Origin of the sequence: Hanstruepera ponticola (assembly GCF_002940745.1) — a bacterium.
In the GTDB taxonomy this organism is placed as follows: domain Bacteria; phylum Bacteroidota; class Bacteroidia; order Flavobacteriales; family Flavobacteriaceae; genus Hanstruepera; species Hanstruepera ponticola.
Genome location: NZ_POTB01000001.1, coordinates 1,818,160 through 1,839,087 on the forward strand (window position 1 = coordinate 1,818,160; position 20,928 = coordinate 1,839,087).

Annotated in this window: 21 protein-coding genes and 1 tRNA gene; 14 read left to right on the forward strand and 8 right to left on the reverse strand. The window is 34.0% G+C overall.

Annotated features, from left to right (window positions below; translation table 11 throughout):
• The first annotated feature begins 28 nt into the window (after positions 1-28).
• Both C1S72_RS08270 and dusB read left to right on the forward strand, forming a co-directional pair.
• On the forward strand, positions 29-1,255 hold the full coding sequence (locus C1S72_RS08270; protein ID WP_104735836.1) for a M28 family peptidase: 1,227 nt from the start codon (positions 29-31) through the stop codon (positions 1,253-1,255).
• Positions 1,256-2,248, forward strand: coding sequence for a tRNA dihydrouridine synthase DusB (dusB, locus tag C1S72_RS08275; RefSeq protein ID WP_104735142.1), 993 nt, complete (start codon positions 1,256-1,258; stop codon positions 2,246-2,248).
• Here dusB and C1S72_RS08280 read toward each other — a convergent pair.
• Positions 2,245-3,447, reverse strand: coding sequence for an ABC transporter permease (locus tag C1S72_RS08280; RefSeq protein WP_104735143.1), 1,203 nt, complete (start codon positions 3,445-3,447; stop codon positions 2,245-2,247). The two genes, dusB and C1S72_RS08280, sit on opposite strands and share 4 nt — an antisense overlap.
• Positions 3,448-3,843 carry a 30S ribosome-binding factor RbfA gene (gene rbfA, locus C1S72_RS08285; protein ID WP_104735144.1) on the reverse strand — a complete coding sequence of 132 codons (396 nt, stop codon included), beginning with the start codon at positions 3,841-3,843 and terminating at the stop codon, positions 3,448-3,450.
• Between the two features lie 67 nt (positions 3,844-3,910).
• On the opposite strand from rbfA, the gene mce reads away from it, so the two are divergent.
• From mce to C1S72_RS08300, 3 genes are all read left to right on the forward strand, one after another.
• Positions 3,911-4,315 carry a methylmalonyl-CoA epimerase gene (mce, locus tag C1S72_RS08290; RefSeq protein WP_104735145.1) on the forward strand — a complete coding sequence of 135 codons (405 nt, stop codon included), beginning with the start codon at positions 3,911-3,913 and terminating at the stop codon, positions 4,313-4,315.
• A 77-nt stretch (positions 4,316-4,392) separates the two neighbouring features.
• Positions 4,393-4,466 (forward strand) — tRNA-Ile (locus C1S72_RS08295).
• A gap of 324 nt (positions 4,467-4,790) precedes the next feature.
• The gene (locus C1S72_RS08300; protein WP_104735146.1) at positions 4,791-4,982 is read left to right on the forward strand and encodes a PID-CTERM protein-sorting domain-containing protein; all 192 of its coding nucleotides are present in this window, start codon (positions 4,791-4,793) and stop codon (positions 4,980-4,982) included.
• A gap of 13 nt (positions 4,983-4,995) precedes the next feature.
• On the opposite strand, the gene C1S72_RS08305 is transcribed toward C1S72_RS08300, so the two are convergent.
• Positions 4,996-5,586, reverse strand: a complete 591-nt coding sequence (locus C1S72_RS08305; protein ID WP_104735147.1) for a riboflavin synthase — start codon at positions 5,584-5,586, stop codon at positions 4,996-4,998.
• A 60-nt stretch (positions 5,587-5,646) separates the two neighbouring features.
• On the opposite strand from C1S72_RS08305, the gene pdxA reads away from it, so the two are divergent.
• From pdxA to C1S72_RS08350, 9 genes are all read left to right on the forward strand, one after another.
• A complete protein-coding gene (gene pdxA / locus C1S72_RS08310; RefSeq protein ID WP_104735148.1) occupies positions 5,647-6,693 on the forward strand; it encodes a 4-hydroxythreonine-4-phosphate dehydrogenase PdxA in 1,047 nt (348 codons plus the stop codon).
• A gap of 72 nt (positions 6,694-6,765) precedes the next feature.
• Complete coding sequence (locus tag C1S72_RS08315) at positions 6,766-7,308, forward strand: YceD family protein (RefSeq protein ID WP_104735149.1); 543 nt, start codon at positions 6,766-6,768, stop codon at positions 7,306-7,308.
• A 7-nt stretch (positions 7,309-7,315) separates the two neighbouring features.
• The gene (rpmF, locus tag C1S72_RS08320) at positions 7,316-7,519 is read left to right on the forward strand and encodes a 50S ribosomal protein L32 (RefSeq protein WP_092574979.1); all 204 of its coding nucleotides are present in this window, start codon (positions 7,316-7,318) and stop codon (positions 7,517-7,519) included.
• Positions 7,520-7,695: 176 nt separating this feature from the next.
• Positions 7,696-8,691 (forward strand): beta-ketoacyl-ACP synthase III, encoded by a 996-nt coding sequence (locus tag C1S72_RS08325; protein ID WP_104735150.1) that lies wholly within the window; start codon positions 7,696-7,698, stop codon positions 8,689-8,691.
• A 35-nt stretch (positions 8,692-8,726) separates the two neighbouring features.
• Positions 8,727-9,221: an acetyl-CoA carboxylase biotin carboxyl carrier protein gene (gene accB, locus C1S72_RS08330; protein ID WP_104735151.1), complete on the forward strand. Its 495-nt coding sequence runs from the start codon at positions 8,727-8,729 to the stop codon at positions 9,219-9,221.
• A 108-nt stretch (positions 9,222-9,329) separates the two neighbouring features.
• Positions 9,330-10,682, forward strand: a complete 1,353-nt coding sequence (accC, locus tag C1S72_RS08335) for an acetyl-CoA carboxylase biotin carboxylase subunit (RefSeq protein ID WP_104735152.1) — start codon at positions 9,330-9,332, stop codon at positions 10,680-10,682.
• A 59-nt stretch (positions 10,683-10,741) separates the two neighbouring features.
• Complete coding sequence (locus tag C1S72_RS08340) at positions 10,742-11,857, forward strand: NAD(P)/FAD-dependent oxidoreductase (RefSeq protein WP_104735153.1); 1,116 nt, start codon at positions 10,742-10,744, stop codon at positions 11,855-11,857.
• A 2-nt stretch (positions 11,858-11,859) separates the two neighbouring features.
• Positions 11,860-12,555 carry a monofunctional biosynthetic peptidoglycan transglycosylase gene (mtgA, locus tag C1S72_RS08345; protein ID WP_104735154.1) on the forward strand — a complete coding sequence of 232 codons (696 nt, stop codon included), beginning with the start codon at positions 11,860-11,862 and terminating at the stop codon, positions 12,553-12,555.
• Complete coding sequence (locus C1S72_RS08350; protein WP_104735155.1) at positions 12,545-13,006, forward strand: 3-oxoacyl-ACP synthase; 462 nt, start codon at positions 12,545-12,547, stop codon at positions 13,004-13,006. Before mtgA ends, C1S72_RS08350 begins: the two co-directional genes overlap by 11 nt.
• On the opposite strand, the gene C1S72_RS08355 is transcribed toward C1S72_RS08350, so the two are convergent.
• The 5 genes from C1S72_RS08355 to C1S72_RS08375 all read right to left on the reverse strand — a co-directional run bounded on the left by C1S72_RS08355 (position 12,999) and on the right by C1S72_RS08375 (position 20,845).
• Positions 12,999-13,913: an ABC transporter ATP-binding protein gene (locus C1S72_RS08355; RefSeq protein ID WP_104735156.1), complete on the reverse strand. Its 915-nt coding sequence runs from the start codon at positions 13,911-13,913 to the stop codon at positions 12,999-13,001. The genes C1S72_RS08350 and C1S72_RS08355 overlap by 8 nt on opposite strands.
• Positions 13,914-13,984: 71 nt before the next feature.
• Positions 13,985-16,039, reverse strand: coding sequence for an FG-GAP-like repeat-containing protein (locus tag C1S72_RS08360; protein WP_230401602.1), 2,055 nt, complete (start codon positions 16,037-16,039; stop codon positions 13,985-13,987).
• A 155-nt stretch (positions 16,040-16,194) separates the two neighbouring features.
• Positions 16,195-18,276, reverse strand: a complete 2,082-nt coding sequence (locus C1S72_RS08365) for an FG-GAP-like repeat-containing protein (protein WP_104735157.1) — start codon at positions 18,274-18,276, stop codon at positions 16,195-16,197.
• Between the two features lie 16 nt (positions 18,277-18,292).
• Positions 18,293-19,663: an Ig-like domain-containing protein gene (locus C1S72_RS08370; RefSeq protein ID WP_230401603.1), complete on the reverse strand. Its 1,371-nt coding sequence runs from the start codon at positions 19,661-19,663 to the stop codon at positions 18,293-18,295.
• Positions 19,664-19,855: 192 nt separating this feature from the next.
• Positions 19,856-20,845, reverse strand: a complete 990-nt coding sequence (locus C1S72_RS08375) for an aspartate-semialdehyde dehydrogenase (RefSeq protein ID WP_104735158.1) — start codon at positions 20,843-20,845, stop codon at positions 19,856-19,858.
• Positions 20,846-20,928 lie beyond the last annotated feature (83 nt).

Below are 20,928 nucleotides of genomic sequence, written 5' to 3' on the forward strand. Positions count from 1 at the left end.
TAATTTCGCCAAAAATAAGATTATTAAAATGAAGAAAATATCGCTACTAGTTCTTTTTATAACGCTACTAGGTTGTAAAAATGAGCATACCTATGAGAATAAAATAAAGAAAGATGTTATGTTTTTATCCGATGATAAGCTTGAGGGAAGAGAAACAGGAACAGATGGCGAACTCAAGGCTGCAGAGTATATTTCGCAGCGATATGCTGAAATAGGCATCGAGCCTAAAGGTACTGAAGGATATTATCAAACATTTAGTTTTAAACCCACAAATGATCCTCATGGCGAAGTAGCATTTACAAACATTGCTGAAGATGGTACAGTAACAGGAACCAATGTAGTTGGATATATTAATAATAATGCAAAAAACACTGTTGTTATTGGTGCGCATTATGACCATTTGGGGTACGGAGGTGATGGCTCATTACATAAAGGTGAAAAAGCCATCCATAATGGCGCTGATGACAATGCTAGTGGTGTAGCTGTTATGTTAGATTTAGCAGGAAAACTGAAAAATGTAAATACATCAAACAATTATCTTTTAATAGCTTTTTCTGGTGAAGAAATGGGTTTATTGGGCTCAAACTATTTCGTAAAAAACCCAACTATTGACACTAAAGCGGTAAGCTATATGATTAACATGGATATGGTTGGTCGTCTAAAGCAAGACAGTACATTAGCTGTTTACGGAACAGGAACATCGCCAATTTTTAAGCAGGTTTTAAACTCGCACAACGATAACTTTAAACTTATAGAAAAAGAATCTGGGGTTGGTCCAAGTGATCATACGTCATTTTATTTAGCTGACATTCCAGTATTGCATTTTTTTACAGGTCAGCATGAAGACTACCATAAACCAGGAGATGATTTTGATAAGCTTAACTACAAAGGAATGGCAACCATTTCAAGCTATATTTTTGAAATTATCTCTGATTTAAATGATAATGGAAAATTAGCCTTTAGAAAAACTAAAAATGAAAGTGAAGAGACACCACGCTTTAAAGTAGGTTTAGGTGTTGTCCCAGATTACCTATACGACGGAACAGGCATGCGTATAGATGGCGTTAGTGAAGATAAACCAGCTCAAAAAGCAGGTCTACAAAAAGGGGATGTCGTTGTCAAACTTGGCGATAGTACTGTGACAGATATGATGAGCTATATGCGAGCGCTATCTGCGTTTGAACCAGGTGATTCCACCGTAGTTCGTGTTGAACGAAAAAAAGACACATTAGACTTTAATTTAATTTTCAAATAATTGGTTAAAATAGGCGACATAGAACTTCCAGATTTCCCTTTGCTATTAGCACCAATGGAAGATGTTAGTGATCCGCCTTTTCGTGCGTTGTGCAAAGAGCAAGGTGCAGATGTGGTCTACACAGAATTTGTTTCTAGCGAAGGTCTTATTCGTAATGCGGCTAAAAGTGTTATGAAATTAGACATTTATGAAAAGGAACGCCCAGTTGGCATTCAAATTTTTGGTGCTAACCTAGACAGCATGTTGCAGACCATTGATATTGTTGAAAAGTCCAACCCAGACATTATCGATATCAACTTTGGTTGTCCTGTTAAAAAGGTAGTAAGCAAGGGTGCTGGAGCAGGCATTCTAAAAGACATTTGCTTAATGGAAAGCTTAACAGCAGAAATGGTTAAGCGTACAAATTTACCAGTCACTGTTAAAACACGTTTAGGCTGGGATCATGATTCCATAAAAATTGTTGAGGTTGCTGAACGTTTACAAGATGTAGGCTGTAAAGCTATTTCTATTCATGGTCGTACGCGTGCTCAAATGTACAAGGGTCAAGCCGATTGGAAACCTATTGCAGAAGTTAAAAACAATCCTAGAATGCACATTCCAGTATTTGGAAATGGCGATGTAGACTCACCTGAACGCGCTATGGAAATGCGTGATAGTTACGGGTTGGATGGTTGCATGATAGGTCGTGCCACTATTGGCAACCCTTGGTTTTTTAAACAAGTCAAGCATTACTTTAAAACCGGAGAGCATCTTGCGCCTATTTCGTTAGAGGAACGTGTTGAAGCTGCTAGACGTCATTTACAAATGTCAATTGATTGGAAGGGTGAAAAATTAGGTGTGTTTGAAACCAGACGTCATTACACAAATTATTTCAAAGGTATTCCAAACTTCAAGGAATATAGAATGCGTATGGTTACAAGTGATGATTCAAAAGATGTATTTAAAGCTTTTGATGATGTTCTTAAAAACTTTTCAGATTATCAATTTGCCTAATTAGAAACTAGGTTTCTAGTGATTCTTGACGAAGCAATTTTAGCAGCACCAATTCCTAAAATAGAAATGGTAACATAAACAAGAAGAATATTCTCAATTTTAATTGACATCGGGTAAGGTAAAGAAGCTGTTAGCATAACCAAACCAAAAGTTTCCTGCAACCAAACCAAAATCAACCCTAAAATCAACCCAATTAATCCACCAAATAAAGTCATTAAACTTCCCTGAAGAAAGAAAATTCTCCTAATGTCTTTTAATGTTGCTCCTAAGTTGTAAAGAGTATGCAAGGTTTTTTTCTTATCAAGTATCATCATGATAATAGAACCAATGACATTGAACAGCGCAATGATTAGGATTAGAGTGAATATTAAATAAACCGCTAAATTTTCGGTGTTTAGCATTTTATGTAAAGCATCATTGAGTTGAGACTTGTTTTTTAAAATAATTTTATCACCTAAAACTTTCTGAATTGAAGTTCTTATTTCCTCTTCATCAAAACCATCACGAAGTTTAAATTCTAATGCAGAAATTTGATTAGCTTCATAATTTGTTAAATGTTGAGCCATTTCAATCGGGACATATATGTATTTCTCATTTAAAGCTTCGTTAACATCAAATATGCCAACATTTACTGCTCTCACAGAATTGAAAGCTTGTTCTATTGAAGAAATTTGGCCTTTACCAGGCTTTGGAACATATAAGTTGACAGCTTTACCATAGTCTAAAACGCCTATTGATAAACGGTTGGCTATTCCCCAACCAGTAACAACTTGATTTGTTTTTTCCGAAAACCAGCTTCCTAAAGGAACAATAGAGTCAACAGCATGTATGTTGGTATAGTTAGAATCAACCCCTTTTATGAAAGCGTTATGATTTCTGCCTTCAAAAGAAATAAAAACACGCTCTTCAACAATTTTCGCAAATGAAACAACATCAGGAATATTTTCAAGATCTTTCAGTTCAGAATCACTTATGTAGAATGATTTCCCTTGATAAGGTTCTGCCTTTAAGTCAGGATCTATAATCGAAGTAAATTGCAGCGTAAAATCTTTGAGGCCAGCAAAACCAGAGAGTACAATAAAAAGCGATAAAGCGCCAATGATTACACTTATTGCGGCAATAATTGTAATAAAATTAATAGCATTGTTAGAGCTTTTTGAAAGCAGGTATCGTTTTGCTATATATAACGAGAAGTTCAATTAAGACTTTTTACGTTTATCTAAAAGATTAGGATCAGAAATAGGGTTATCACTGCCTTTTAAAGATTTTTCAATTTTGTCAATGTACTCCAAAGAATCATCAACAAAAAACTCCAATTGAGGCATGCGTCTTAACTGGTTTTTTGTGCGTTGAGCCAACTCATGCTTAATTAAAGGCGCATTAGATCGAATGCCTAGAATAAGTTCTTTAGCTTTATTATTTGGGAAAATACTTAAATAGACTTTCGCCACAGATAAATCTACGGTAACTTTTACTTTAGAAACAGAAATCAGTATACCTTGCATGCCACCTTGAGTAGCTGCTTTTTGTAATATATCTACAAGGTCACGTTGTAAAACCGAAGCTATTTTCTTTTGTCTTTGACTTTCTTCCATGATGCAAAAATAACGCATATTTGAAGATTATCTTACTTTTGCAATCAAAATTCGTAACTTACTTATCATGAATAAGATTGAACACATTGGTATTGCAGTAAAAGACTTAAAAAATTCTAACGATTTATTCGAAAAGTTGTTTGGCAAATCACATTATAAAATAGAAGAAGTGTTAAGTGAAGGTGTGAATACTTCTTTTTTTAAGATTGGAGAAAGTAAGATAGAGCTTTTAGAAGGCACAAATCCTGATAGTCCAATTTCAAAATTCATTGAAAAAAGAGGAGAGGGCATTCACCATATTGCTTTTGATGTAGATTGTATTGAATCTGAAATTGAAAGATTGGAAAACGAGGGTTTTACAGTTCTAAATAAAATACCCAAAAAAGGAGCCGATAATAAGTTGGTTGTGTTTTTACATCCTAAATCAACTAACGGTGTTCTTATTGAGTTATGCCAAGATATAAAGAAATAAAAAATCTTGTAGAGTTTTAAAATATGTAGTAATATTGCACACTCTTTAAGCAAGAGTGTATTAGCAAAACGCTAATAGGTCCTATAACTCAGTTGGTTAGAGTATCTGACTCATAATCAGAAAGTCCCTGGTTCGAGCCCAGGTGGGACCACAAGTAAAACAAAGCCTTTCACCTTTTTTGAAAGGCTTTGTTTTTTCTTCATATTCTATTTTTCCTTTTAAAAACCAAGTTCGTAAAAACATCGTATGTAATTTAGAATATGAAGGTAATTAACAACATTCCAACTACTTAAAAAAACTGAAAATTATTTTTTTTGTTTTAGTTATTTAAAAAAACATATATTTGAATTTCTAAATGCTATTTAAATTTTTTAACCATATACAAGTGTTTTTTGACGATTAATTTTGTTATTTAATATGGATATAAAGCATTTTTATTTTGTTAAATGCCTTTTTTTTATACATTTACGGACTGATGAAAATACAAAACAGTAAAATAGTTGCCTCAATCTTATTTTTATTAATAAGTTTTGTATGTGTTGCCCAAACGGGTCCACCACCACCGCAACCACCACCACCGCCTGGGCTTCCAATAGATGGAGGTGTAATTTTTGCTTTGATAGCGGGTTTGTTTTACGGAATCACAAGATTATTAAAATCAAAATAAGGTGATAACCAGACTATTGGTTGTTTTCGAATAACTTCTTTACATATTTACCAACCACATCAAATTCTAAGTTCACAACATTTCCGGGTTTAATATATTTGAAAGTAGTATTTAAGAATGTATAAGGAATAATGGCAACACTAAACGAATTAGTTTTTGAATTAACTACCGTAAGGCTCACACCATTAACAGTAATAGACCCTTTTTCAATTGTAATATTGTTGAGAGATTTGTCATAAGTAAAGGTGAAAATCCAACTACCATCAGATTCTTCTATGCTTTCGCAAATAGCAGTTTGGTCCACATGACCTTGTACAATATGGCCATCTAGTCTATCACCAAGTTTCATGGCACGTTCTAAATTAATGGCACTTCCTTTTGATAGCATATAAAGGTTTGTTTTTGCTAAAGTTTCATCAATTGCTGTAACAGTATATGTGTCATCTTTTATAGAAACAACGGTTAAACAAACGCCGTTATGCGCAACGCTTTGATCAATTTTAAGCTCTGAAGTGATATTAGACGCAATGGTAATGTGAATATTTGATTGATCTTGCTTTAATTCTTTAACCTCTCCAATAGTTTCAATGATTCCTGTAAACATCTGTAAGAATATTTAGTTAAATTTGTCTCGACAAAATTACAAACTTAAGTTGCAAACTAAATGAAGAAAGACGGAAATGTTATAGTTGGAATATCAATAGGTGATTTAAATGGTATTGGTGGAGAAATTGTTTTAAAAACATTGGAAGACAATCGAACCTTGGATATTTTTACACCTGTTATTTTTGCATCGGTAAAAACAATATCTTTTTTAAAAAATCATTTCAACTTTGAGTTATCATTTAACGGAATCAACAAATTAAGTGATTTAGTACCCGGGAAAATAAATGTTTTTAACGCTTGGAATGAAAAAGTTGCTATACACTTTGGCGAAGAAAACCCAAAAATGGGAGAGTTATCTATTAAATCACTTGAACAGGCCACAAAAGCTTTAAAAGATGACCAAATAGATGTGTTGGTTACTGCTCCAATTAATAAGCATAACATACAGTCTGAAAAATTCAAGTTTCCTGGACACACAGATTTTTTGGCGAAAGAATTAGAAGGTGATAGCTTGATGTTTATGGTGTCTAACGATTTGAGAGTTGGTTTGTTAACTGACCATGTGCCGGTCAAAGAGGTTTCAAACCATATTACAAAAGAATTAATTGATAAAAAAATCAATACTATTTACAATACACTTCAAACCGATTTTAATATCAGAAGACCAAAAATTGCAGTTTTAGGCATTAATCCTCATACTGGTGATAATGGTGTAATAGGAAAAGAAGACGATACAGTTTTAAGACCTGCTTTGAAAGAATTGGTTGAAAATGGTAAATTGGTTTATGGGCCCTATGCAGCAGATAGCTTTTTTGGATCAGGAAATTACAAAAATTTTGATGCCATTGTTGCAGCCTATCATGACCAAGGCTTAATCCCTTTTAAAACACTGTCTTTTGGTAAGGGAGTAAATTATACTGCGGGTTTATCTAAAATTCGGACGTCACCAGACCATGGAACAGCCTATGAAATTGCTGGAAAAGGCGAAGCAAACGAAAGTTCTTTTAAAGAAGCAATTTATTTAGGTATTCAGCTTTATAAAAACAGAAAAGAGAACAAATTGTTGAGTCAAAACCCTTTGAAAAAAGGTCAAAAAAAGATATAAACAAAAAAATGTTTATAAGTGGTTTAAGCTGAAAATTATTTTATATATTTGCAGGCTCAAAATAGATGGAGAATGAAGGAATTGAAAACATTTACAATACCTTTTGTAGGGCTAAAAGAAGGAAAACATCAATTTGAGTTTAAAATAGATAAAACGTTCTTTGATTTTTTTGATTATCAGGATTTTAACGATGCTTCAGTAGCAGTTAATCTAGAATTGAACAAAAAATCAACTTTGTTGGAATTAAATTTTAAAATTTCTGGTTATGTTAATGTTCATTGTGATGTAACAAACGAACCCTACAATCAGGAAATTGAAAGTGATTTTGATTTGGTTGTGAAATTTGGAGAAGAATTTAATGATGAAGAAATTGATTTACTCGTTTTGCCACATGGTGCATATGAGGTTAATGTTCAACAGTATATCTACGAACTTATTGTTTTAGGCGTACCTAGAAAAAGACTCCACCCAGGAATTAAAGATGGCTCTATTGGCTCTGAAATACTTGATAAATTAGAAGAATTAAGCCCAAAAGCTGAAAAATTAAACGATTCTGCTTCAGAAGAAACGGACCCTCGTTGGAATACATTAAAGAAACTATTAACGGATAAATAATAATAAAATGGCACATCCTAAAAGAAAAATCTCGAAAACAAGAAGAGATAAAAGAAGAACACATTACAAAGCAACTGCTCCGCAAATTGCTACGTGTCCTACTACAGGAGAGGCGCACTTATATCACAGAGCGCACTGGCATGAAGGTAAACTATATTACAGAGGTCAAGTATTAATTGATAACTCTGAAGAGGCTGAAAATTTAGCATAGTTGTTATGCATGCATATAATAAAACGCTCATTCATGAGCGTTTTTTTTATGATAAATTTTTATAGAACATAAAAACCACTTAATTTGCATTAAATTAGACTGAAATTAGCTGATTTTGTCATTTTTTGTGCAGAATCAGTATTTTTTATACGATTTTAGTGAAATATTATAACGGTATGAGTAAAATCTCAGCAGCCATTACAGCTGTAGGTGGCTATGTGCCAGAGTACGTATTGACCAATCAAATTCTTGAAACAATGGTTGATACAAATGATGAATGGATAACTACAAGAACAGGAATTAAGGAAAGGCGCATATTAAAAGAAGACGGAAAAGGAACTTCTTTTCTTGCTATAAATGCTGCCAAAGACCTATTAAATAAAACAGGATTAGACCCAAAGGAAATAGATCTAGTAATTGTCGCCACAGCGTCACCAGACATGAAAGCTGCATCAACCGCTGCTTATACAGCTACTCAAATTGGAGCCACAAATGCCTTTTCTTTTGATTTAGAGGCAGCTTGTTCAAGTTTTTTATTCGGGATGTCAACAGCTTCTAGTTACATAGAGTCTGGAAAATACAAGAAAATACTACTTATAGGTGCTGATAAAAACTCATCATTTATAAATTATAAAGACCGAGCAACCTGTATCATTTTCGGAGATGGTGCTGGCGCTGTTTTATTTGAACCGAATAATGAAGGTTTAGGGTTGCAAGATGAATATTTACGTAGTGATGGTTCTGGAAGAGAATTTTTACAAGCAACTTACGGAGGTTCATCTTACCCATCTACGCCTGAAGCTGTAGCAGAAGGGAAACACTATGTTTTTCAAGATGGTAAAACTGTATTTAAAAATGCAGTTTTTAACATGGCTGATGTTGCCGAAAAAATAATGACAAGAAATAATTTGTCTAAAAGTGATGTTGCATGGCTAGTAGCTCATCAAGCCAATAAACGTATCATTGATGCCACTGCGAACAGAATGGGTTTGGATGAAAAAAAGGTCATGATGAATATTGAGAAATATGGCAATACCACATCTGCAACTCTACCATTGTTGCTTAACGATTACGAAACACAATTAAAAAAAGGAGATAACCTCATATTTGCTGCTTTTGGCGGTGGATTTACTTGGGGATCTATATATTTAAAATGGGCTTATAACTCCTAACTAACAACTAACAAATTCTAAAAAATTAAATTATTATGGATTTAAAAGATATTCAAAATTTAATAAAATTTGTAGCAAAATCAGGCGCTAGCGAAGTTAAATTAGAAACTGATGATGTTAAAATTACAATCAAAACAGGAAGTGACGAAAAGGAATCAACCACATACGTTCAGCAAGTCCCAGTTAGTGCTCCAGTAGCTCAAGCACCGGTGTCAGCTGCAACACCAGCTGCTCCAGCTCCAGCGCAAGCACCAGCTACTGAGACAACAGCCAGTTCAGATGATTCAAAATACATAACCATTAAATCACCCATTATTGGAACGCTTTATCGCAAACCATCTCCAGACAAACCAGTGTTTGTTGAAGTTGGTCAAACCGTAAAAGAAGGTGATGTGCTTTGTATTATTGAAGCAATGAAGTTATTTAACGAAATAGAATCTGAAGTTTCAGGTAAAATAGTTAAGGTTTTAGTTGATGACTCGTCTCCAGTAGAATTTGATCAACCATTATTTTTAGTTGATCCATCATAACCAAATTAAAGATTCCAATTCTCATCTCAAAATTAGAATAATTGGGACTCAAAAATCCAATAGATGGAATTTGAGGCTTGGAATTAGAAATTTTTAAGACTGTAAGTTATGTTTAAAAAAATATTAATTGCCAATAGAGGGGAAATTGCACTTCGTGTGATAAGAACCTGTAAAGAAATGGGCATTAAAACCGTAGCAATTTATTCTACTGCTGATGCCGAAAGCCTTCATGTGAAATTTGCTGACGAAGCCGTTTGTATAGGACCTCCGCCAAGTAGTGAATCCTATTTAAAAATGTCCAATGTAATAGCTGCAGCTGAAATAACAAATGCTGATGCTATTCATCCAGGTTATGGGTTTTTGTCTGAAAATGCAAAATTTTCTAAAATTTGTGAAGAACACGGAATCAAATTTATTGGTGCTTCGGCAGAAATGATAGCCAAAATGGGAGACAAAGCTACAGCTAAAGCGACTATGAAAGCAGCTGGCGTACCTTGTGTTCCTGGAAGCGATGGCATTATTGCTGATTTTGAAGAATGTGAAAAACTAGCCAAAGAAGTTGGTTACCCTGTGATGCTAAAAGCAACAGCAGGAGGAGGTGGTAAAGGCATGCGAGCTGTATGGAAACCAGAAAAGCTTAAAGATGCCTGGGATTCAGCTAGACAAGAGTCTAAAGCTGCTTTTGGAAATGACGATATGTATATGGAAAAACTTATTGAAGAGCCACGACATATTGAAATTCAGGTAGTAGGAGATTCAACTGGAAAGGCATGTCATTTATCTGAAAGAGATTGTTCCGTACAAAGAAGGCATCAAAAGTTAACAGAAGAAGTCCCATCTCCGTTTATGACAGATAAACTTCGAGATAAAATGGGTAAAGCAGCTGTAAAAGCAGCTGAATATATAAAGTATGAAGGAGCAGGAACCGTAGAGTTTCTTGTTGATAAGCATCGGAATTTCTACTTTATGGAAATGAATACACGTATTCAAGTTGAGCATCCAATCACTGAACAAGTTATTGATTTTGATTTGATTCGTGAGCAAATATTAGTCGCTGCTGGTGTTCCAATTTCAGGAAAAAACTACACACCTAATTTGCATTCAATTGAATGTAGAATTAATGCTGAAGATCCATTCAATGACTTTAGACCTTCGCCAGGTAGAATAACAACCCTACATGCGCCAGGCGGACATGGTGTTAGACTAGATACTCATGTTTACGCTGGTTATATGATTCCGCCTAATTACGATTCAATGATAGCTAAACTTATAACTACGGCTCAAACAAGAGAAGAAGCTATTAATAAAATGAAACGTGCTTTAGATGAGTTTGTGATTGAAGGCATTAAAACAACAATACCTTTTCACCGCCAATTGATGGAACATCCTGATTATTTGGCAGGCAACTATACAACAAAATTTATGGAAGATTTTGTTATTAAAAAAACAGAAGAAGAATAAGAAAGAAGCCTCTAAATTTAGAGGCTTTTTTATATTGTTTAATTTTCAATTATTGTTACATGAGCTTATCATATTGGGAAATAAAAACATGGTTTAGTAATGTTGATTATACGATAGTTGGTAGTGGAATAGTAGGTTTAAGTTGTGCGATTCAATTAAAGTATAAATATCCCAAAGCAAACGTGTTAGTATTAGAGCGCGGTGTACTGCCTCAAGGTGCAAGTACTAAAAACGCTGGTTTTGCCTGCTTTGGAAGCTTGAGTGAAATTCTTGACGACCTTAAAACACACACAGAAGAAGAGGTTTTTAAAATTGTGAAAAAGCGAAAGGAAGGTTTAGACTTATTACGTAGAAATTTGTCAGACTCAAATATTGACTACAAGCAATTTGGTGGTTTTGAATTATTCAACTGCGATGATGATGAGTTATTTGAAGAATGCTTATCTCATAGAGAAACAATTAACAAGCTATTAAAACCAATTTTTAAGGAATCTGTTTATAGTATTAAATCAAATATTTTTGAATTTCAGAATATCAAACCAAAGTATCTATTAAACCAGTTTGAAGGCCAGATTGATACTGGTAAAATGATGCAGGCATTACTCTCTAAAGCACAATCTAATGGAATTAGAATTTTAAATAGTATAACAGTTGAAGATTTTGTAGGCACAAATACTCACGTTGAAATTATAACCAATTACTTTAATTTCAAAACTAATAAATTATGCATCACAACAAACGGATTTGCCAAACAGTTGTTAGATGAAGAAGTCAAACCCGCTAGAGCTCAAGTTTTAATAACTAAACCTATTGACAAGCTCCTTATTAAAGGAACTTTTCATTTAGACAGAGGCTATTATTACTTTAGAAATATAGATAACAGAGTATTATTTGGTGGTGGTAGAAATTTAGACTTTAAAGGAGAAGAAACAACTGATATGATTGAAACAAAACGGATTCAGGATAAACTTGAAGACCTATTAAAAACGGTTATATTACCTGATAAACCATTCGAAGTAGATTATCGTTGGAGCGGAATCATGGGTATTGGTAATCAAAAAAAACCTATTGTAAAACAGGTTAGTAATCACGTTTATTGTGGTGTTAGATTAGGAGGTATGGGAGTTGCAATAGGAAGTTCTGTTGGTGTTGATTTAGCGAATTTACTAGATTAAAAATGCAAAAAATAATTAGATTTTTCTGGCGACTTTTTTTAGGACTGATTTTATTTTCTTTATTTCTGGTCTTTCTCTATAAATGGGTTCCAGTTAAATTAACTCCTTTAATGGTTATTAGAAGCATTGAAAGTTATCAGAGCGGAAGTGAAATTAGAATCAATCATAATTGGGAACCGATAGAGAACATATCCAAAAACTTGCAATTAGCAGTTATTTGCAGTGAAGATCAAAATTTTTTAATTCATAGCGGTTTTGATCTGAAGGCCATAGAAAAAGCTATAGAAAACAATAAAAAAGGTAAGCGTGTAAAAGGAGGCAGCACCATAAGTCAACAAACAGCTAAAAATGTATTTTTATGGCCAGAACGTAGTTGGTTAAGAAAAGGTTTAGAAGTGTATTTTACATTTTTGATTGAACATATTTGGGGTAAAGAGCGTATAATGGAAGTTTATTTAAACAGTATTGAAATGGGTAATAGTATTTATGGAGCAGAGGCAGCATCTCAATATTGGTTTAAAAAGTCAACATCAAAATTATCACAGTCAGAAGCGGCTAGTATTGCTGCTATTCTACCTAATCCTAGAAAATACAAGGCACGACCAGCTTCAAATTATATTCAGAGTAGAGTTAATTGGATTGTTAAACAAATGGGGTATTTTGGAAAACTTAATTATGAAATAGCCCATGTCAAGTAGTTCAGGAATAAAAGTAAAATTATTTGAACAATGTTATAGGTTTTGTCAAGACAGATTAAAGATTGTCCTATCCCAAATAGAAGATACAAATAAAGCCTTAACAGCAGAAACTAAAAGTAGTGCAGGCGATAAGCATGAAACTGGGCGAGCTATGTTACAATTGGAGCGCGAAAAACTAGGAAATCAATTAGCCGAACTAGAGAAACAGCAAGAAATCCTCTCTAAAATACAAACTGATAAAATTTCTATAAATATTAGTTTAGGAAGTATTGTTCATACAACGCAATCAAATTATTTTATAGCAATTAGCGCAGGAAAATTACAAGTTAATGATATGGTGTTTTATGGAATTTCCTCACAAACGCCTATTGGTAAATTGCTGCTAGGCAAAACAGTAGGCAGCGAAGTTGAATTCAATAACCTAAAATTTTTAATTGAGAAGGTTAGTTAGTTTCTTTAATGAAAACACAATCATTTATACCTAAAGTTTCGTGATGCTGAAAGTAGACCTTATTTTCGTTGTAGTTGGCTTCAATTAAATAATAATCGCCTTTAAAATAACAATTTGCTACGACTACTTCAATATCAGAGTTGTCGACAACTTGTAATTGATGTGCATAAATAATCCCATAGGGCTCAATAACACTATATTCTCCAAAAAATGCAGCTATTAATGGCAATTTTGGGTTTCTGTATAGTTCTTCTGGTTTTTCAGTTGCAATCACTCTTGAGTCATGGAGTGCTATTATGTTATCAGCGTATCCTAAAACATCTTCCTTATCATGTGTTGCAACTACGCATGTTATTTGTTTTTGTTTTAAATATTTGAAAAGCCGTCGTCTTAATTGGTGCTTTTTAAAATTATCGATATGACTAAACGGTTCGTCTAATAAAATTAATTCAGGGTCTTTGGCCAATGCTTTGGCTAGTGCAACACGTTGTTTTTGTCCACCACTTAACAAATTTGCTTTTGTCTGAGCAAAATCTGTTAACTCTACGACTTCTAGTAGTTCTAAAATGCGCTCTTCTTTTTGTTCAGGAAAGAAATTAGATAGGTAATGGCCAATGTTTTCAGCAACACTAATAAAAGGCATTAACTCAAATTCTTGAGCCACGTATTTCATAAAGTCATAACCAATAACAAGATTGTATTTAGGACCTAATATTTCGGTTTCTCCCCAAAAAATTTGACCTTCATCTAAATCATACGTACCATATATAAGTTTCAACAATGTACTTTTTCCAGAGCCACTTTCACCAATGATAGATACATGCTCTCCTTTTTGTATCGATAAATTAAGGTTGCGCAGAACAGGTTTTGTTTGATAACTAAAAGTTATTTTCTTTATTTGAAGCATGGGACAAAAATAAAGCAAAAAAAATTCGCTCGAAGTTAGAGCGAATTTTTTTTTACTTGAAATTTAAGTAGTTATTCCTTTATAAATTTTCTTGTGACAACTCTACCTTCATTTTCTATTCTTAAAACATAGAAACCACTATTTAAAGTTGAAACGTTAAGTGAGTTCGTTTCTAGTTTTACATTTAAAACACGTTTACCATTAATGTCAAATACAGTAGCAATTCTACCAGTTACACTTACTTGCGATTCTAGGTTTATAACTTCTTTTGCAGGATTAGGATAAATTACTAAATCTGATACTTCATAGTCTTCAACAGATAATGATTCGCCTTCAATGATAACTACGCCTTCATTAATAGGAGGGTTTTGAATGTTGTCTATAATTCCTGAAGGCCAATAAACAATAATATTATCAATTGTGTCTTCTGTCCCCAATCCAACATGTGTGTTTAACGAACTCATGAAACGAAATCCCTCACCACTACGAACATCTCTGATACGTACTCCAGAAGCAGTGTGAACTTCAACTCGCGCTCCAATACCATTAATATTACTATCAGTTCCAACCGTAGTTATTTTAATCCAATTATTATCATTGCCTTCATTTCTGTAAAAGGTACTTCCATTAAAAGCATCAATAAAACCATCATTATCTAAATCACCAAATGATCCGTTTGATAGTTGATTGGTATAAACTGTGAATGTCATATCACCACTACCAAACAAGATATTGCCATTTGATGCAATATCTAAATTTCCATCATTGTCAAAATCGTAAGTAGCATTTTCAATTCCAGTAGCAGTTAGCGTATTAACACCAGAAGATGCCGTAACATTTTCAAAAACACCATTATTATTACGCATTAATTTATGAGATCCTGAACTGGCACCTACGAAAACATCCATATCACCATCATTATCAAAATCACCCCATGCGGAAGACCATGTTTGCATAGGATCGGCTAGTCCAATTTCAGCAGCATTTTCGGTGTAGCTAATAATGGTATTATCTGTTTCATATTTACCATTGTTTGTATGCATTTGGTTGGTGCGTCTAGCTTCTTCACCACCACATTTAGCAATGAACATATCCAAATCCCTATCGTTATCATAATCAATCCAAATAGAGCCGTAATTTCCTCCAGAGTTATAATCTCCTAAATTATAAGGAGCATCAGATCCCGTGGTTTGATAATAATTTAAATTACCATTTCCATCATTTATATAGTACACGTTGGGATCGACATCATGGCAAACAAAGGCATCTAAATGTCCGTCATTATTGATATCGACAAAATTTGAACGTTGAGAAAACACATATTCTGTACCAGAAAACTCTGTAAACGTAAAATCACCATTTGAACGCATGAAAGTTACACCACTTCCACTACCGTATAATAAGTCAGTAAATCCATCTGCATTATAATCTCCAGCTGCTAAGCTCCAACCTGGTGTGAAATCAGCGTTTGATGTCGTAATATTGGTTTCTGTGAATCCACCAGATCCATTTTGTAAATGAATATTAACATTAGTGGCAGTTATACTCACAATGTCATCTAGATAATCACCATTCATATCAACGACTGCCCTACTAGAACCTGTAACGCTTATGTTACTAGTTGTAAACGTAACAGGTGCAGGATCTGGACCTGGAGGAGGATCGCCCTCATAAATCTCAAAATCAAATCCATTGGCATTCCATTTATCATCAAATACAATGTAATATGTCTGCCCACCAACAACATCTAGTGAAGCAATTGACAAATAACCGTTACCAATATCGCCACTATCATCATCACCTCCTTCACAAACCAATGCGCCACAATTACCACTGTAAATATGTACACGCGTATCACCTCCTGAATTTTGAGATAATTCAGTAGTGACAGTCATATAGGTATCTTCAGAAGGAATGTACCTATACCATTCACCAGCGGTAACATTGTTTCCGTTACCAACACAAAATTCAGGAGGCATTTCGCTACCATTTATAGCGTCAACAGTATATAGACCAGGACCGGTTATAGGTGTATCAGCATCAGCTTCTGCACAGGTATCTGAATTAGTTTGCGAATAGTTAAGTAGGGTAGAAAATAGGGTCACTAAGAGTAATATTTTTTTCATATTCGCTATTAATTTGATTAACAATTCTTTAGAAAAGTCCCCTAAAATACTAAATTTTATTAAACCATTGAAGATAAACAAGATATTAATTAAAATCAAAAAAAGACTCATGTGTTTTAAACATGAGTCTTTTTGAATTAACATATTTGTTAAAATTAAATCTTAATAATTTTTTTCACTACTTGTTTACCATTTGATTCTAGTCGTAAAAAATATGTACCCGAAGATAAACCAGAAACATTTATTGTGTTATTAACAATAAAACCATTTAAAACACGCTTTCCGTTTATATCAAAAATAGTTGCCACTCTATCTGACAAATCATCATTCGTTTTAATTGAGAGGATATTGTTAACAGGATTAGGATATATAATCATTTCAGAAATAGATTGATCAACTACACTTAAAGGGAAGTCACCTTCTGTAATAGTTAGTGATTGGTTAATTGCAGGATTATCAATTTGATCAATAAACCCTGATGGCCATCTAACAATAATTTTAGTAATAGAGGTATCAGTGCCTAAACCAACGTGAGTATTTAAACTGCTCATAAAAGCAAATCCTTCGCCACTGCGTACATCTCTTATTTGTGTCCCAGAGTTTGTATAAACTTCAACACGAGCTCCTATACCATTTCCATTACTTGTAGTTCCAACAGTATGAATTTTAATCCAGTTATTCGCTGTACCATCATTCATATAAATAGTTCCAACACCATTATTTTGTGTAACAGCATCAATAAACCCATCATCATTAAGGTCTCCAAAAGAACCGTTGATATATGGAATAATATTTTCTATGGAATAGAAAGTTAAATCACCATTTCCAAAAAGAATATTTCCGTTAGAGACAATATCAAGGTTTCCATCATTGTCAAAGTCAAAAGCTAAATTTTCGTGACCTGTAGTTGTCAGATCTGTAACGTGAGAGCCAACGGTAACATTTGTAAAAACACCTGATGTATTTACATCATTTCTCATTAGTTTATGAGTACCTGTACTAGCACCAACAAAAACATCCATATCACCATCATTATCAAAATCCCCCCAAGCTGATGACCAAGTTTGCATAGGGTCATCAAGACCTAGTGAGGCTGCAACTTCTGTATAAGTGCTATCGCCATTATTTCTTAGCATTTGATTTTTTCTCCGCTCTGTTTCACCCCCACATTTTGCAATAAACATGTCTAAATCACCGTCATTATCATAATCTATCCAAATTGAGCCGTAATTTCCACCAGAAGCATAATCACCTAGACCACCCTGGTTAAATGTTAAATTCCCGGACCCATCATTAATATAAAATACGTTTGGAGCTACATCATGGCAAACGAAAGCATCTAGATGACCATCATTATTAATATCAGCAAAATTAGACCGTTGCGAAAACACATCTTCAGGTCCTGAAGATTCTATAAAGCTTGTTACATCATCAAATGGATTCCCATTATTTAGGTTAGTTGAATTTATTTCTGCTTTCATAAAAGTCACACCACTGCCATTCCCATAAACTAAATCAGTATAACCATTTTTATCATAATCTGCTGCGGCTAAGCTCCAAGAAGGGGTGAAATCAGCATCAGGAGTGTCTATGTTTATACTAGTAAAATTACCAGAAGCATTTTGAAATTGCACATTTATTTCAGATGACGTATAAGTTCCAACGGTCACTATATCATCAAGAAAATCACCATTCATATCAACAACAGCCCATTTTATTTGGTTTATACCTAATGAGGTGAAGTTTTGAGTTGTGAATGAGATAGGTGAGGGTTGAGGAGGCGCAATATTGTTAATCTCTAGACAAAAAGTAACATCCGACAAGGCTGTTCCTTCAAAGTCATAAATTTGAATGATTAGTTCATCACCTAATTCCCAACCACTTACAGTTTCATTAGCAAAAGTATCAGTGCAGTCATAATGAATAGTTCCATTTGCATTCCACACAGTTATTCCAGGGTTACCAGGAGCTTGTGATGAGAATGAAAGCCCTAAAGATGTAGCTGTCCAAGTAAAAAATTGATCTAATCCAGATGTACTGCAATTGCCTTGTAGTTCACTATCCGTCGTTCCATCTGTTGAAAAAGGCAGAACAAAAGTTGGCGTATCACAACCTGTTCCTTCAGGAGAAGGCGTAATTGGAATAGCGCCTCCAATAACATCATTACTAGGTTGTGCAAAAGTTTGAGTTATTACAAAGCAACCAATGATTATTGAAAAAAGTAATTTAGTTTTCATAGTTTTTATGTTAATATTATTCACATCTGTCAGGTAAAGAATTCATCCATTCACGGATTAGTTCAACACCCTCTATGTGCTGTAAGGTTCTGCCAAGAAGAGGCATTCTATATTGTTCTTCAATGGAGCTTATTCGGAACATAACGACAGAAGCGTCTGCATCTCCAGGATTCATTATAAATGGGTAATCGTTTCCAATGTTGGTATCTGGTTCTACACATACACCCATATTGGTTAAGTCATCATTAGTGTTGTAAGCAAATCGCATAGGTCTGTATTCACAATAACTTTGTTCAGCATGACAATGCGCACAGTTTATGTCAATATAAGAGCGAACCCTTAAATTAATCGGTTCATTAGGATCGTCCCAAGCGACAGTAGTTTCAATATCATTAGGGTAAGAATCTTCTAAATATCCAAAATCTGCCCATTTAGCCATTTGATTCATGACACCTGAATTATAAGGGTAATCTTTATTAAGATTCTGCGGTTTTGGTCCAATTGCTTGTGGTTCCCCAAACTTATTATGGCAGGTAAAGCATTCTGCACGAGACGGAATTCGGTAATTAACACTTTTTGTTTCTGAATCTTCAACCCAATCAAAACTAACAAAACTTCCATCATTTGTAAAAGTTGCTTCTGTTTGGTTATCATTCCAAACGTATTTTGCAAACTCCCACCCTTCATCTGTCATGTACATTATTCGAGTTTCAATAATTTTGGTTTCATTTTCTGGGAGCACATTGTCATAGTAAAAGTTCTTTATCAAAAAGGATCCAACGGGAAAATTTAAGGATGAATAATCATTTTCGTAACTGGCTTTAGAGCCGTTTGGCATCCAAACAAAACGTTTTTTATGAGCGTAATCACTAAAAAGTGCAGAATTTATATCGTAAGGAATAACACCATAAACAGGGTTTAAATCTTTTAAATCACCTTCAAAAAAATTGTATTCAGAGAGGGTGCTATAAGGAAAAGCTGTTGGGTCATAATTTACAGGAGTCACTGGGCGAACCAATACCGTTACAGTTCCTGTTGCACAATTTTGGTTGTCATTACATATAGTATATTCAAAGACATCATTCCCAGAAAATAGGCCATTGGGAGTATATAAAATACTATCATCACTAGGGTTGTTGGGTGTGTTATTTGTGAGTACTTCAATTGCTGCGTTTGTTGATGATGATATGGTAAGCACACCATTATTCGGAATATTTATATCATTTGCAAGTACATCTATTTCTACAAAAGTATTTTGAAAAACTTCACTAGAATCTGAATTGGCCTGTATTACCAAAGGTGAATAATTAGAATCATCATCACTACAAGAAAAATAAACTAAAACTAGCCCAACGATGCATAAAGATTTCAAGTAATTTTTCATCATGTATGGTAAAAATTTGGATAGTAAATATAAATACAAAGCTAAAATCTTTATAATTAATTAGTTGTAATACGCTTTTTATCAGACAAGAAGGCTCAAAAAAATAAGCGCTTGTCCATTATCCTTTAAAACCCTTGACGACTTCTAATAACTAAACAGTTAAACAACAAAAAACCCTACTTAACTAAATAAAAATTAAATCAAGCTGTTATTCAATAAATATTCAGCAATTTGAACCGTATTTGTAGCAGCCCCTTTTCGTAAATTATCACTTACAATCCACATGTTTAGAGAGTTGGGTTGTGATTCATCACGTCTAATTCTGCCCACAAAAACATCATCTTTTCCATTGGCATAAATGGGCATAGGATAGGTGTTTGTGTTTGTATTATCTTGGACAATAACACCAGGTGTATTATGTAAGATTTGTCTAACTGTATTTATGTCAAAATCATTTTCAAAAGCTATATTCACTGATTCACTGTGACCACCTGCTGTAGGAATTCTCACAGCCGTTGCTGTTACAGCAATTGTTTTATCGTCGAGAATTTTTTGAGTTTCACGAACTAATTTCATCTCCTCCTTGGTATAACCGTTGTCTTCAAAAATGTCACAATGCGGTAGGGCATTTTGATGAATTGGATATGGATAGGCCATTTCCCCTGAAACACCAGCTAATTCATTCTCTAACTGCTTAACAGCCTTTAAGCCTGTTCCAGAAATAGATTGATAAGTTGAAACAACAATACGCTTGATTTTGTACTTTTTATGAAGAGGTGCCAAAGCCATTACCATTTGTATGGTTGAGCAATTTGGATTTGCAATTATTTTATCAGATTTCGTTAATGTATTGGCGTTGATTTCTGGAACTATGAGTTTTTTATCCTGATCCATACGCCAAGCGGAAGAATTATCTATTACTGTTGTGCCAGCTTCTGCAAATTTAGGAGCCCATTCTAAAGAAGTACTTCCGCCTGCAGAAAATAAAGCTATTTGTGGTTTTAATGACACAGCAGTTTTTAGTCCGACAACCGTGAGTATTTTTCCTTTAAAAGGAATTTGTTTCCCAACCGATTTTTCTGATGCTACAAGAATTAATTCTGTTATAGGAAAATCACGCTCCTCAAGAACCTTTAACATAACTTCGCCAACCATTCCAGTGGCGCCCACAACTGCTATTTTCATATGATTTAATTTGTTACAAAAGTAGCAATAATCAAAGATTGAATTTAAAAAAAGTATAAAAAAAACCACTTCGCTTCAGGAAG

Coding starts and splice junctions, on each gene's coding strand:
- pdxA (WP_104735148.1), top strand. CDS start 5,647: ATGAAGAAAGACGGAAATGTTATAGTTGGAATATCAATAGGTGATTTA.
- C1S72_RS08305 (WP_104735147.1), bottom strand. CDS start 5,586: ATGTTTACAGGAATCATTGAAACTATTGGAGAGGTTAAAGAATTAAAG.
- C1S72_RS08375 (WP_104735158.1), bottom strand. CDS start 20,845: ATGAAAATAGCAGTTGTGGGCGCCACTGGAATGGTTGGCGAAGTTATG.
- C1S72_RS08325 (WP_104735150.1), top strand. CDS start 7,696: ATGAGTAAAATCTCAGCAGCCATTACAGCTGTAGGTGGCTATGTGCCA.
- rpmF (WP_092574979.1), top strand. CDS start 7,316: ATGGCACATCCTAAAAGAAAAATCTCGAAAACAAGAAGAGATAAAAGA.
- rbfA (WP_104735144.1), bottom strand. CDS start 3,843: ATGGAAGAAAGTCAAAGACAAAAGAAAATAGCTTCGGTTTTACAACGT.
- accB (WP_104735151.1), top strand. CDS start 8,727: ATGGATTTAAAAGATATTCAAAATTTAATAAAATTTGTAGCAAAATCA.
- C1S72_RS08270 (WP_104735836.1), top strand. CDS start 29: ATGAAGAAAATATCGCTACTAGTTCTTTTTATAACGCTACTAGGTTGT.
- mtgA (WP_104735154.1), top strand. CDS start 11,860: ATGCAAAAAATAATTAGATTTTTCTGGCGACTTTTTTTAGGACTGATT.
- C1S72_RS08315 (WP_104735149.1), top strand. CDS start 6,766: ATGAAGGAATTGAAAACATTTACAATACCTTTTGTAGGGCTAAAAGAA.
- C1S72_RS08365 (WP_104735157.1), bottom strand. CDS start 18,276: ATGAAAACTAAATTACTTTTTTCAATAATCATTGGTTGCTTTGTAATA.
- C1S72_RS08350 (WP_104735155.1), top strand. CDS start 12,545: ATGTCAAGTAGTTCAGGAATAAAAGTAAAATTATTTGAACAATGTTAT.
- accC (WP_104735152.1), top strand. CDS start 9,330: ATGTTTAAAAAAATATTAATTGCCAATAGAGGGGAAATTGCACTTCGT.
- C1S72_RS08370 (WP_230401603.1), bottom strand. CDS start 19,663: ATGATGAAAAATTACTTGAAATCTTTATGCATCGTTGGGCTAGTTTTA.
- mce (WP_104735145.1), top strand. CDS start 3,911: ATGAATAAGATTGAACACATTGGTATTGCAGTAAAAGACTTAAAAAAT.
- C1S72_RS08360 (WP_230401602.1), bottom strand. CDS start 16,039: ATGAAAAAAATATTACTCTTAGTGACCCTATTTTCTACCCTACTTAAC.
- C1S72_RS08300 (WP_104735146.1), top strand. CDS start 4,791: ATGAAAATACAAAACAGTAAAATAGTTGCCTCAATCTTATTTTTATTA.
- C1S72_RS08340 (WP_104735153.1), top strand. CDS start 10,742: ATGAGCTTATCATATTGGGAAATAAAAACATGGTTTAGTAATGTTGAT.
- C1S72_RS08355 (WP_104735156.1), bottom strand. CDS start 13,913: ATGCTTCAAATAAAGAAAATAACTTTTAGTTATCAAACAAAACCTGTT.